Consider the following 13,575-nt stretch of genomic DNA (forward strand, 5'->3'; position numbering starts at 1 on the left):
GAATTGTTTTACGAGGAGCCTTCATTGAATAAGCGGCGTGTAGTAATTACTGGTATGGGTATGATTACCCCTGTCGGGCTTAATGTAGAAGAAACTTGGCAAAATATATTAGCAGGTGTAAGTGGTGTTGTTTTGGCAGATGAATTTGATGCTAATGAATACAGTACGCGTATATGGGCTAAAGTTAAGAATTTTAATATTGAGAACTATGTTCCGCTTAAAGATGCTCGTAAAATGGATGTTTTTACCCAATATGGCATTGCTGCAGCTGATGAAGCAATGCTGGATTCGGGTTTGAAGGTTGATGCGAATTTATCAAATCGTATTGGTGTTGCTGTTGGTGCAGGTATTGGTGGCATCCAGACAATTACCAATAATCAAGATAAATTGATGGCAGGTGGGCCTCGAAAGGTTTCTCCATTCTTTATCCCAGCAGGTATCATTAATATGGTTGCTGGACAGATTTCAATAAGACATCAGCTGAAAGGGCCCAATATTTCTGTTGTAACCGCATGTACTACCGGTACACATAATATTGGACTTGCTGGGCGAATGATTGCTTATGGTGATGCTGATGTTATGGTATGTGGTGGGGCTGAAATGACCCTAACACCACTGTGTTTGGCAGGGTTTTCTGCTGTGCGTTCTCTATCTAAGCGCAATGATGAGCCTCAAAAGGCATCAAGACCTTTTGATAAAGATAGAGATGGTTTTGTTATGGGTGAAGGTGCGGGTGTTCTTATTCTAGAGGAATATGAACATGCTAAAGCACGTGGTGCAAAAATTTATGCCGAACTTGTAGGTTTTGGTATGTCTGGGGATGCTTTCCATATTACTGCCCCTGATGATGACGCGGATGGTGCGGCTCGGGCGATGGAAGCAGCCATACATGATGCAGGTATTGATCCAGAACAAGTTGATTATATTAATGCGCATGGTACATCGACTTATCTTAATGATTTGAATGAAACGAAAGCAATTAAGCGTGTATTTAAACAACATGCCTATAATTTGGCGGTTAGTTCTACAAAATCAATGACAGGTCACTTATTAGGTGCTGCTGGTGCTGTAGAAGCAATATTTAGCATTTTGGCACTCAGAGATCAAATTGCTCCGCCAACTATTAATTTGGATAATCCTGATGAAGGATGTGATTTGAATTATGTACCTTATACACCTCAAAAAAGAGCTATTAATTATGTTCTGAGTAATTCGCTTGGTTTTGGTGGAACAAATGGTAGCTTGTTATTTAAGCGGATCTAAATGACATTTTCAAGACATAAAAAACTGATACTTTATGTAGTAATGCTGTTTTTTATGTCTTTTTTACTTTTCTTTTTTAGTACTTATACTCAGATAGCAAGACCCATTATTCCTAAAGACGGTTCACCAGTTATCATCACTCTTGACCGAACTGCATCAGCTTCGCAATTTGTAAAAACATTGAAAGAGAAAAACCTGATCCGTTCAAACTCCGCGCTTCTAACAATGATTCGTTTGTCAGGTTTATCATCCCAGCTTAAAGCGGGTGTATACCAAATAAAGCCGGGTGAAACTGCAATGCAGTTAATACATCGGGTTGTAGCGGGAGATGTTTTAACCCAAAATTTCACGATTATTGCGGGTACCACCCAGAAAAAAATTTCACAAGATTTGGCAAATGCGGTCTATTTAAATTATCGTCCTGAAGATTGGAATTCCATAAAGGGCAATTATCCCAATGCTGAGGGGCTATTACTCGCTGATACCTATCAGTATCGAGGAGGTAGCAGCGGTACTAGTTTATTAGAACATGCTCATCGTAATTTAATTAATTATTTAAATATGAGCTGGGCGAATAGAGCGCCTAATTTACCCTATAAAACTCCCTATGAATTGCTGACAGCTGCCTCAATAATTGAAAAAGAAACAGCTATTCCGCAGGAGCGTAAGTTAATTTCGGGTGTAATGGTTAATCGATTAAATAAAAAAATGCCGTTGCAGATGGATCCTACTGTTATTTACGGTTTGGGTTCTGCATACAAGGGAAAGCTAGCTCATAATGATTTGCTCATTGATTCCCCCTATAACTCATATCATTATAGAGGTTTGCCCCCCACACCTATTGCTATGGTGGGTAAGGAAGCGTTAGATGCAGCCGCTCACCCTCAACTCTCCAACTATTTATATTTTGTTGCCAAAGGAGATGGGACACATCAATTTTCTGAAACGTATCAACAACAAAAGCAAGCAATTAATCAATATAAACGCAAGGATCTCTAATGTCATCTTTAGCTGGGAAGTTAATTGTTATTGAAGGATTGGAAGGTGCTGGAAAATCAACGGCAATAAGTACCGTTATAGAGCTTCTAGCCAAAAGGCAAATCCAAACTCTGACTACCCGCGAGCCTGGGGGCACAATTATCGGTGAGATTTTACGGGATCTGATTAAAAATCCCAAATATAGGGAGGTTTTAGATGATCGCAGTGAGTTATTATTGCTTTACGCAGCCCGAATTCAGCTTATTGAGGAAGTTATTAAACCTGCTTTAAACCAAGGAATTTGGGTTATTGCAGACCGATTCGAACTTTCAACTATGGCATATCAAGGTGGTGGAAGAAGATTGGATCAAGAAGTGATTCATCAGTTATCTTCTTTTGCACTTAATGGATTTAAACCCGATCTGACTTTATATTTGGATATTAGCCCTGAAGAGGGAATGATGCGCGTTAAATCAAGAGGTGAGTTCGATAGGATTGAACAACAATCAATTGATTTTTTTCATCGTGTCCATGAAAGCTACATTCATCATGTTAACATGGATTCCAATACAGTGATTATTGATGCGCGCTGTCCTCTAAATGAAGTACAGCAGGCAATTCAACAGGCGATAAATCAATTTATTGAGCATTAACGATGAGCGAATTTAACGACGTGTCGGATCGTCCAACATCGGATCGAAACAAAAAATATCAACGGCAATGGAATCAGATTCAATCTGCTTGGAGTAATAATCGTATTTCTCAGTCTATGCTGTTTATTGGCGCGTTTGATCGTGATTTTGTGGATTTTGTAAAAAAATTAACTCAGTTAATTTTCTGTAAGCAAAAGGGAAATGAACCTTGTTGTACCTGCGTTGATTGTCGGATGGTTGTAGGCGGCGAGCATCCTGATATTGAATGGGTTAAACCAGAAAAAAGTGGCGGTGCAATTAAAATCGATCAGATAAGAGAATTGCAAAATTATGCCTATTTAACACCTCAACGAACTAAATATCGTTTGATTGTTATCGAGTCCGCTGATCGAATGAATACCTCTGCGGCTAATTCATTATTAAAAATTTTAGAAGAGCCTCCTTCACAGACAATATTTTTACTTTTAGCCCAGCAAATAAGTACTTTATTACCTACAGTCTTGAGCAGATGCCAGATAGTACGTTTTGCATCATATAACGACTTGTCACGGATTAATCATTTGCAATTGGCTGAGCACTACCCAGAGGAATCTGAACAAGCAATGATTGTGAAACAGTCAGAGTTTATTTTAGATGGTTTAATTGCAGTAATCGAGCAAAAAATGCATCCTAGTATTGTTGCTGCTCAATGGAGTCAATTTGAGTTAGGAACATTACTTTGGTTTTTGTATTTAGTGTATGCGCAAGTACAAGTGATGCAAATTAATATGACTGGAGATATTGGCCCAATTTTGCCTCAGCTGAGCTGTTTAATGTCATTATTAAATCCCATAATGATTTTCTCTCAAATCGATAAAATAAATACATTGCAGCGAAAATTAAGCCATAATATGAATGTAAATCAAACTTTAGCATTGGAAGATTTATTGTTAGCAATATACGGTAAATAAGGCTGCCTTATAAGCAATTGGTCTATATAAGGTTTTGATTTTTATGAAATCCAGAATATTTAAGGAAGATCTATGATGGATACAATACAACAAATCAATTGCTCGTTTCTTAGTGAATCAACACTTTATGCAGCTTATATGCCATTTGTTAAAGGAGGCGGATTATTTATTCGCACTAAAACAAACTATTTATTTGGCTCAGTGGTTAAGCTATCAATCAAATTAATGGATGAAGATGAACTCTATGTCGTTGATGGAAAAGTTATTTGGATTACACCTAAAGGAGCACAGGGAAATAAAGTACCTGGAGTAGGAGTACAATTTATCGATGAAAACAGCCGTAATTTATGTAATAAAATAGAGACCTATTTAGCAGGCATGTTAAAATCTTCCCAATTAACAGATACAATTTAGTTTAATGCAATATGGGAAAACATTTATTTCTATTCCTTATGTTGAGCTGATGAATATTTTAAGAGGCCATTTTTATGTTAGTTGACTCGCATTGCCATTTGAACTTTCTCGATTTAGCTGATTTTAATAATGATATGGCTAATGTCTTGGCACAAGCAAAAGCAAATGACGTGCAGCATTTTTTATGTGTTTGTGTCGAATTGAATGATTATCCAAAATTAGAAAAACTTGCTTCAGAATACCCTGATATTAGTATTTCGGTGGGTATTCATCCAAATACTGAAATGGACGTTCCTATTACGTCGGAAATGTTGTGTGATTTGGCAAAGAATCCTGCATGTATTGCAATAGGTGAAACAGGTTTGGATTATTATCGAACTCATACCGAAGAAGCTCGAGAAGTACAACGTAGTCGATTCAAAGCGCATGTAAAGGCGGCTTTAAAAACTTCAAAGCCATTGATTATTCATACTCGCCAAGCAGCAGAAGATACAATAGCATTAATGGCAGCAGAAAATGCACAACAAATTGGTGGAGTAATGCATTGTTTTGCTGAAAGTTTAGATATAGCGTATCAAGCCATGGATTTGAATTTTTATATTTCATTTTCCGGAATTGTTACTTTTAAAAATGCAACGGCACTTCAAGATGTAGCGCGAAAAATACCTTTGGACCGAATTCTCATTGAAACGGACTCACCTTATTTAGCTCCGGTACCTTATCGCGGCAAACAAAATCATCCTGCATTAGTAAAACATGTAGCGGAAGCTATAGCTGAGCTCCGCGGTATGTCCTATGATAAAATAGCTGAAATTACTACGAATAACTTTTATACTTGTTTCAAATTGTAGGCTCGTAGCCTGGGTGCATGTCTTTAATATTTTCGATTGGGGATCAATAATGACTTTGTATATAGGCTTGATGTCTGGAACAAGCATGGATGGTATTGATGCCGCTCTGGTTGATGTATCAAGCAATACACTGCTTTATGGGATCACGAATAAGTATAGTAATGAAGTAAAAGCGCGTATGGATAAATTGATGAAGGAGACGGACGTAAGTCTGGCTTCTATTTGTCAACTTAATACATTAATTGGAAGAGAATTTGCTTATGCTGTAAATGAGTTATTACAGAAAGCAAAATTATCAGCCAGTGATATTCGTGCTATTGGTAGTCATGGTCAAACAGTATGTCATAACACGAATTGCACTATTCCATATACCTTACAGCTAGGGTGTGCCCATACGATTTCAACATTAACAGGAATCACTGTTGTAGCAGACTTTAGGACTCGTGATTTAGTGCTGGGTGGGCAGGGGGCTCCTTTTGCGCCACTTTATCATCAGAAATTATTTAATGGTGAGAATAGTCATGTCGCTGTAGTAAATGTAGGGGGTATTAGCAATATTACGTTTATTAATGCGAATGAACCAATTAAAGGTTGGGATATAGGGCCTGGAAATTGTTTAATGGATGCATGGATCATGAAACAGCAGGGGAGAGATTATGATTCTGGCGGAGAATGGGCACAACAGGGTGAAATTATTGCTCCTCTTCTTGAAACATTTATGTCAGATTCTTTTATTACATCTTCAGGACCAAAGAGCATTGGCAAAGAATACTTTTCTTTATTGTGGCTGGAAAACTATTTTAAGGATGAATATAAACCAGTAGACATACAAAAAACATTGCTTGCATTTACTGCAAAAACTATAGCGAATACAGTGTTAAACGAACAAAATCATGTCGAGAAGATGTATTTGTGTGGTGGCGGCACCCACAATCTTGCTCTTTTGCATATGCTTACTGAATTATTGCCAGAAACTCGTGTGAGCAGTATCGCTGAATTAGGTATTAGTCCGGATTATTTAGAAGCGATGATGTTTGCTTGGTTAGCTTCACAAACGATAAATCGAGTTCCTGTGGATTTAAGTACGATTACCGGGTCTCGAGAGCCCGTGATTTTGGGCGCAGTCTATCCTAAGCAAAATAATTTGAAGAAGATTGTGTAGCCTGGGTGCAGCGCAGCGAAACCCGGGCCATAACTCCTTTTATTCACTATCATATTGACAAAATAAATATGTATAGGCTTAAATGTGGAATTTCAAACGGAGTGACCTTAACTTGAGCGCAAATTATATAGAAAGAACACCTCGGGAAGCAAGCACGAGTCTTGTGACTGCTTATTTTATATTTTTCCTGGCAGCATCATTTTATTTATATGAATTCATTCTGCAAGTAGCCCCCAGTGTTATGGCTGAGTCGATGATGAAAACTTTTGGGGTTACAGGACAAGGATTTGGAGTTATCTCGGCATTTTATTTTTATGCCTACGCACCAACTCAAATACCCGCAGGTGTGTTATTCGATCGTTATGGTCCGCGAAAATTAATGACTTTTGCAATTATCCTATGTGCTCTTGGGTCTGCTTTTTTTGCTTCAACTGACAGTGTATTCACTGCATGTATCGGAAGATTCCTTATTGGGATTGGCTCAGCATTTTCTTTTATTGGGGTATTGGTTCTTTTATCACGTTGGTTTCCCCCTCATTATTTCGCTATTTTGGCAGGGATCGCACAATTGATGAGTTCAGTAGGTGCTATATTCGGTGAAATGCCTTTAGCTTATCTAATTCAAGGTGTTGGCTGGCGTAATGCAAGCTTTATTCTTTCGATTATTGGCTTTATTCTGGCAGCCTTCTTTTGGTTGTATATCCGAGATTATCCCCACCAGAAAAGTCAAGCAGTTCCCGAACATTACCTGCGTGATGAATGGAAAAGACTTATGGCTGTGTGCAAACATAGTTATACCTGGATAATAGGCGGTTATGCGTTCACGATATGGGCTCCCATTGCAGTCTTCGCTGCACTCTGGGGGGTTCCGTATTTACAAGAAAAATTCCAAATAAGCGTGGTTGCTGCTTCAGGATTATGCAGTATGATTTGGATTGGAATTGGTGTAGGGAGCCCTCTATTAGGATGGTTCAGTGATCGTATTGAAAGTCGACGCATCGCTCTGATTATCAGTGCAATTTTAGGTTTGTTTGCTACATTGGTTTTATTGTATTTCCCTGGATTATCTTATGGATGGACGCCATTTATTCTATTTGTATTGGGTTTAGGAGCAGGTGGACAAACAGTAAGTTTTGCTGTGGTCAAAGAAAATAATCCTCCTGAACTTGTTGGCACTGCCTCTGGTTTTAATAATCTTTCAGTAGTGATAGGTGGTGCATTATTTCAGCCATTAGTAGGGTACATATTACAGCATACAAACTTATGGCATTTGGTGAATGGGGTACATGTTTACAGTATTCCAAGTTACCAAATCGCTTTAATGGTTATGCCGATATGCTATTTAGTCAGTTTACTTATCGCAAGTTTTTTGCTTAAAGAGTCTCATCCAGCGCATCGGAAGCACTAAAGTTTTTAAGCTCAATCTCCTTAATTAATGAGGAGATTGAGCTCACAGCAATTTCAAGCACCCAATGCGGATTGGTATTCAGTACTCAAGATGTCTGAGTTGCCTGTTCCCTTTGTATCTTTTGGTGCAAACCATAATAACGCACATTTTTCTTTATAAAAGATATAACTTGCTTCATTTAACCTACTTAAATACTTTTGTTTTGCAAGTCCTTCGTAACATTCTTCAGTCTGTGCGGCTCGATTAAATTTTTCTTCAAAGGCTTTAAGTTTGGTAGCAAAAAATTTTGCTGCCTCTGAAGTATTCCACGTGGATAAGATTCGAGTTATATTATTAGGATAGGTAAAAATATGTTCTTCAAAAGAGTCAAACAGAATATTCCATAAGCTGAATGATACAAACTCGCCTTTAATTTGTGATATTGTTTGCAAAAAATGGCGTACAGATTGGGCATGCAGTTGCAAAATACCTTTTTTACGAGCCTCTTCCAAAAGATAAAGTTGAATGGAGTGAGCCCATTTTCCATGTAGTGGTCCTGCCCCCACATCAGCGGATAAATAACCATTTTTTAGGAGAACATTATTAAATAGATCTCCTGTTAATTCACCATACAAAACAGGAGTATGCTTGGGATACTGGAAATGGGGGCTGACCGTAAATTTTTTACTAATTTCATAAGAATCTGGCATGTTAAAATGATTTCTACTTCCCCATTCATCAAAAAATTGACGTAATGATTTCTTTTCTTTTTGGTTAAATTCAAAATATGCTGTTACAAATTTTTTTAGGCCGCATAATACCAGTTCTTCATTGCAGAAAAACCTCCAGACTGCAATGGCATCTTCTCTGATTTGTGCATCTAATTCAGTATATCCCAAGTCATTTAAACTTTGTTCGTAATCATTTTTATCTTCTTGCCCGATTCGTATCAGTTCAACAGTCATGATTATTGCTCCTTTGGAAATAAAGCTACATTTTGATAAACGACGATTTGTAACAGAGTAAAACAATGAGTTTGAGCTTTTAACCCTCAGTTTTGATTGATTAAAATTATAACTTTAGGTTTTAAAGGAATGTGACTTAAAAAAATTATCTGGATATTTTTATTTGAATATTTAAAGTACATTCTAATCGACCATTGTCATACATGTCAATCTATTGATCTTATGGTTTTATTTGAATCTACAGTGGTAATTATTGTACGCTTACTGTTTGATTCTCAATGAAAATCAATCAGAACGAATCCCTTTTATGCCAATACAATAGCTCTTATTGTCCCTGCGAATGCAGGAGGTAAATTGACATTCTCACCTGGGGTAGGTATGTATGAAAGCACGGGTTCAAGATATACATTATTTACTATTTTGGCTTGATAATAGATTTGGTACATCAACTCAGAAGAGCGATCAGTAATCCGATGATTTAGCCAAGCAAGCGAAAATCCTGCACCTAATGAGTCACCTTCACGATGAGCAATAAGGCCAAATAAAGTGAGACCAGCTCCTATGGATTGTTTCATGGGCAAAACACTGGAATTATTGATGCCGTATTGATAAAACGCTGAAATCCCACTGATATCATACCCTGGATGGCGATACCATAAGCGTTGTGAACCAAACAGGTAAGCACCAGTTGCTTCCATTTCAGTGAGATTACGCTGACGAATTAAGCCGGTCTGATGCCATACACCTATTCCAGCAGTTCCTGGCAGATGATTTTTTCCTAATACCCAAGCGCCACCAGTTTCACTCACTTGGAAGTAACGTCCATTAAAGGTTGGACCCGTTAAGCCAGTTTGTTTACCACTGGCTAAATTGCCATCATATATTCCATAGGATAGATACCATTGAGAGATGGGGGCCAATGTCATCGTAACGCCATATGCGGTATTCGTATAACCAGGCATGATGCCGTCTACTTCGGGATTAATAAAAATTGGAGTATAAATTAGGCTTGTTACTGCAGGAATGTTCGGTGCATCAGAGCTTAGAGGGGCTGGCTTAATCACATTATTAAAATCAAGCGTGGTGATTGTTTTTCCAATGCGTACGAATAATTTTTTATCAAACAGTTCTTGTCGATACCAAAGGGCGTAAAGTTCAGAACGATTAAATGGATAAACATCGGGTAATGAGTTATATCCTTGTATAAGCCCTGCTTGCGCATTGGTATTCTGAGCATTTTGTTGTAGAAATTGAGCGCTAAATAACCCTCCACTCCACCCAGTCAATCGTTCCATATCCACTGTAAGATCCACTAAAAGGACACTGTTTGATGTCACCAGGTCAGCATCAGGTATGCCACCTGAAAACAATCTGTTGGTGTCACCAATCCAAGCTCCTTGAAGCATAATTCCATGATTATTCTGAATACCTAGTTTTTTCTCTAAATAACGTTGAAGTGTACCAGAGCCAGTCGTTACATTAACTGCTGCAGGGTTAGAACTGATGCTCGAATTGCTTGCTATTGGCTTTAGTTCTGAGTTAGTTGGCTTTTTGATAGGAGTTTGTAATGTTGTTGCATTAACGATGTTATGCATACCGGTTATGAGAATAAGCAAGATGAAAAATAATAATTTGATCATAATTTTCTTTTAAAAGCATAGACATGCAACTATTTTCTTTACATCTTTAACCATATATTTTTCTAAAGCAAGATACAATAACTTCTAGGGCCTAAATCAGGCCCACATGCTTATAAAAAATTTTCGACGGAACCTAGCAACCTGCTCCAGACATTAGTATCGCGGATACAAGTTGGTCTTGGTTTACAATATAGGTTTTATTAGGAACAATATCTACCCAGTTTGTAAGTAGATCAGGCTCCTTGTTGCCGGATGACCAAACTACCACTCTAAAGTAATGGGCATGATTCGGTGGAGTAAGCCGTATTTGCCCTTTTTGAGGGAGAATCATTAAGGAGCTTAAGTTCAATTTTGAACCATTAATGATGGTTTTATTGGCCTCTTGAGTGGCCTCAGCTGATGTTACCCATTGCACTGCAATTTTACCTGGGTTATTTTTTGCAGGGTAATTCGTTTTATTATCAAGCACAATTTGATCGGCTAACGCAGCTGAAGCCGTAAAGTATATGCATAAACAAACTAAGATCTTATTCATTATTTCACCTAAAGGTTATTCAATAATTTTGCCTTCTTGAGGCATACAGGTTGATTTTTCATTGATCTTTGGCGTTGTTAGGGGAAACTTGCCTTCAGAGCTAAGCGTGGTCATCTTCCCATTGTTTTTGAAGGTTTCTTTAGGGATGTGCACCGCTACATTTTTAATGACATTGACTGCTTCGGGAATGTTGAAATCCCCTACCATACTTAAAAATTGGTAACTTTCTTGTGGAGAGAGTCCTTGAGTGCGTACTAAAAAGTCAATTGCATTCTTAGAAGCAAGCTGCATCGCTTCAAACAGGTTTTCATGTAAGCCCATTATTATCCATTCCTCAGAGTTTTCGACAATAGGCCATGTGAATAAACTATTTCCATTTCGTTTGGTTTTATCAAATACCCCTTCAGCTTTTAGATCTTTTCTTACAATAAATTGCAGAGTAATTCCTTCATAAGAGGTCTCGAGTGCTGTGACATCAATCTCGCCATTACTTTGCATGGCATGTGAATCACCTGTCCAAACTAACGCACCTTTTTGAAAAACGGGCAAATAAAGAATAGATCCTGCTTGCAGGCTTGGTTGATCGAGGTTCCCTCCAAAAGGACCAGGTGGAACTGAGTTGAATTGTCCTGGTACGGGTTGGCCCATATGAGTTTCTAAATTCACCGGCCACCCATCAGGCCAATCCCGAGGCGGAGCTACCGCGATAACTCCCGGGAAGGGTTTTAGGCGTAAACATATACCCTTGGTGAATTCTGTGGTTTTCTTTTCTTTATCATATTTGAAGTACATGATTCTTGGTTTGGTAAATTCTGATAAAATTCCTTGCGTAGGGCTTAAAAAGTTATATCCAAAATCATTTAATTTGATATCAAGCACCCGAATCTCAAGCACATCTCCGGGCTCGGCTTCTTCAATGTAAACAGGGCCAGTTAAGCTATGCATACCACGTCTTTTTTGAATGTCATATTTTGTATAGAATTTTGCAATTTCAGCAGGCGTTGTCTTATTAAAGACCATTTCATGCAAGCAACTGTTCCAGGTTTCTAAGGACACAGAATCTCCAGAGTGAACTTTAACTACAGGTGTTTTATCCAGTGTAAAAAGACCAAGGGTTACCGTGTCTTTTGTGGCTGGGACTCTGTATGTTTCTGCCGAAACGTTAGAGAAAAACACGGTTGCTATTGATAAAGAGAACGCTTGGATTTTCTTTAGCATTTCTAGTCCTTAAGAATGAATGAAGGGTGTTTGCAATAGATTGCATCAAATAACTTATTAGATTTAATATGAATTTAATAAAAACTCAAGTCAGTTGAGTCTAAAATTTTTTGTGATACAGCACTTTAATGGATCATCACTACAACCATTATGAATTGATTTCGTAATTTAAGCGTGTCGTTTTATTTAGTTTTATATGGGATACTTTTTGCAAATGCTTTAAAGTCTATAAGTCCGTTGAATTATTCATCGAGTAGTGAACGGCAAGATATGCAGTGTCATCTGTTGTTACTTGTATCTGCTTTGTTTTCTTCCACAATAGCATTTTGTTGAGGTAAGAACGTTAAGCCTATAAATATCAAGAATATAAGTTGAATTACGTTACAATAAAGTCCGAAATGAAGGTTATTGTGATGTATGTAGAATAAGTTAGCTAATTCTGTTCCAATCGCACCTACAACCATAACACATAGGCTAACCAAAGCAGATGCAGTGCCTTTGCTTACTGGGGTCACAAAAAGGCAGTATCTGTTTAAAGGAGCATTAATCACACTGAGTGCAAAAAAATAGATAATCATTCCCGGGAGCAAATAATAATAGGCATTACCATAAAGGAAGGGGAGTAAGGAAGTTAAAATTGCCCCAATAACCAGAATAATGCAGCCAAAGAATATGATTTGTTTAATTTTGTACTTGTAAGTTAATTTGTGCAAAAACCAATTACCCAAAATGGTTGCGCCAAATATCGGAAGTTGCCAAAGACCATATTGAATCACTGTGAGTTTTGCCTCAACGATCAAAATAAGGGGTGCTAAAGCTATCCAGGCAATACATGGGATACCCACGGTGCCTGCGGCTAATGTCCCGAAACAGAATGCTTTATTGGTAAACAAATCTTTATAGTTTCGCAATACTTTATTAGCTGAGAATTTTGCTTTTGGTGTAAGCTCGCCATTTCTTTTTGTTTGCCCAATAGGCTCAGGCATGTATTTCCATAATCCCCATAATGTAATAAGCGCACCTAGTGCAATGGTTACAAAGATATAGCGCCAGGAAGTATAATGAATCACGATCGCCCCCATCAGAGGGCCTAATAAGGGGGCAAGAATTGCAACGTTTGCCATAATGGATATCAAACGAATGGCATCCATTTCTTCAAAAATCTCTTGAATTGTCGCGTAGCCTATTACCCCAATAAAGCATAAGCCCATGCCTTGAAAGAAACGTGCGATCAAAAATTGATTCATTGAATTGGAGCTAGCAATAAATAGAGTAAAAATAAAAAATAGGAAAGCGCCAAGAATCATCATAGGTCTTCGCCCATAACTATCGGATATGGGGCCTAATAAAACTTGTAAGCTTGCACCTCCTAGAATGTATACACTTAAAGATGTAGCTACTGCTGATTCAGTTGCGTTAAAAGACTGAACCACATGGATCATACCGGGCATGATCATGTCATTGGCTATATAAGTTAGAAACTCATACATGACAAAAAAGCAAGTAAATATCAGAGCCTGTTTTTTTGTGATAGGAATAAGGGGTTCGGTCATAACAAG

The 13,575-nt window shown here is 37.9% G+C and carries 13 protein-coding genes; 8 read left to right on the forward strand and 5 right to left on the reverse strand.

The window, feature by feature from the left end; all coding sequences use genetic code 11:
• The first annotated feature begins 24 nt into the window (after positions 1-24).
• The 8 genes from fabF to Lstg_RS09845 all read left to right on the forward strand — a co-directional run bounded on the left by fabF (position 25) and on the right by Lstg_RS09845 (position 7,679).
• Entirely contained in the window at positions 25-1,263 is a 1,239-nt protein-coding gene (gene fabF / locus Lstg_RS09810; protein ID WP_058477480.1) for a beta-ketoacyl-ACP synthase II, read from the forward strand.
• Positions 1,264-2,262, forward strand: a complete 999-nt coding sequence (gene mltG, locus Lstg_RS09815; protein WP_058477481.1) for an endolytic transglycosylase MltG — start codon at positions 1,264-1,266, stop codon at positions 2,260-2,262.
• Positions 2,262-2,894, forward strand: a complete 633-nt coding sequence (gene tmk / locus Lstg_RS09820; RefSeq protein ID WP_058477482.1) for a dTMP kinase — start codon at positions 2,262-2,264, stop codon at positions 2,892-2,894. Before mltG ends, tmk begins: the two co-directional genes overlap by 1 nt.
• Positions 2,895-2,896: 2 nt before the next feature.
• A complete protein-coding gene (locus tag Lstg_RS09825; RefSeq protein ID WP_058477483.1) occupies positions 2,897-3,844 on the forward strand; it encodes a DNA polymerase III subunit delta' in 948 nt (315 codons plus the stop codon).
• Positions 3,845-3,919: 75 nt separating this feature from the next.
• A complete protein-coding gene (locus tag Lstg_RS09830; protein WP_082650837.1) occupies positions 3,920-4,258 on the forward strand; it encodes a PilZ domain-containing protein in 339 nt (112 codons plus the stop codon).
• Positions 4,259-4,332: 74 nt separating this feature from the next.
• On the forward strand, positions 4,333-5,109 hold the full coding sequence (locus Lstg_RS09835) for a TatD family hydrolase (protein ID WP_058477485.1): 777 nt from the start codon (positions 4,333-4,335) through the stop codon (positions 5,107-5,109).
• A 49-nt stretch (positions 5,110-5,158) separates the two neighbouring features.
• On the forward strand, positions 5,159-6,271 hold the full coding sequence (locus Lstg_RS09840; protein ID WP_058477486.1) for an anhydro-N-acetylmuramic acid kinase: 1,113 nt from the start codon (positions 5,159-5,161) through the stop codon (positions 6,269-6,271).
• Between the two features lie 112 nt (positions 6,272-6,383).
• Positions 6,384-7,679 carry an MFS transporter gene (locus tag Lstg_RS09845; protein WP_058477487.1) on the forward strand — a complete coding sequence of 432 codons (1,296 nt, stop codon included), beginning with the start codon at positions 6,384-6,386 and terminating at the stop codon, positions 7,677-7,679.
• Positions 7,680-7,732: 53 nt separating this feature from the next.
• Here the strand turns inward: Lstg_RS09845 and Lstg_RS09850 are convergent, their stop codons facing one another.
• The 5 genes from Lstg_RS09850 to Lstg_RS09870 all read right to left on the reverse strand — a co-directional run bounded on the left by Lstg_RS09850 (position 7,733) and on the right by Lstg_RS09870 (position 13,569).
• Entirely contained in the window at positions 7,733-8,623 is an 891-nt protein-coding gene (locus Lstg_RS09850; RefSeq protein WP_058477488.1) for a LirA/MavJ family T4SS effector, read from the reverse strand.
• A gap of 305 nt (positions 8,624-8,928) precedes the next feature.
• Positions 8,929-10,263 carry a carbohydrate porin gene (locus Lstg_RS09855; protein WP_058477489.1) on the reverse strand — a complete coding sequence of 445 codons (1,335 nt, stop codon included), beginning with the start codon at positions 10,261-10,263 and terminating at the stop codon, positions 8,929-8,931.
• A 133-nt stretch (positions 10,264-10,396) separates the two neighbouring features.
• Positions 10,397-10,798, reverse strand: coding sequence for a hypothetical protein (locus Lstg_RS09860; RefSeq protein ID WP_058477490.1), 402 nt, complete (start codon positions 10,796-10,798; stop codon positions 10,397-10,399).
• Between the two features lie 15 nt (positions 10,799-10,813).
• Positions 10,814-12,016: an acetamidase/formamidase family protein gene (locus tag Lstg_RS09865; protein ID WP_058477491.1), complete on the reverse strand. Its 1,203-nt coding sequence runs from the start codon at positions 12,014-12,016 to the stop codon at positions 10,814-10,816.
• 278 nt (positions 12,017-12,294) lie between these two features.
• Entirely contained in the window at positions 12,295-13,569 is a 1,275-nt protein-coding gene (locus tag Lstg_RS09870) for an MFS transporter (RefSeq protein WP_058477492.1), read from the reverse strand.
• Between the last annotated feature and the right edge of the window lie 6 nt (positions 13,570-13,575).

This window comes from Legionella steigerwaltii (genome assembly GCF_001468065.1).
GTDB classification, from domain to species: Bacteria; Pseudomonadota; Gammaproteobacteria; order Legionellales; family Legionellaceae; genus Legionella; species Legionella steigerwaltii.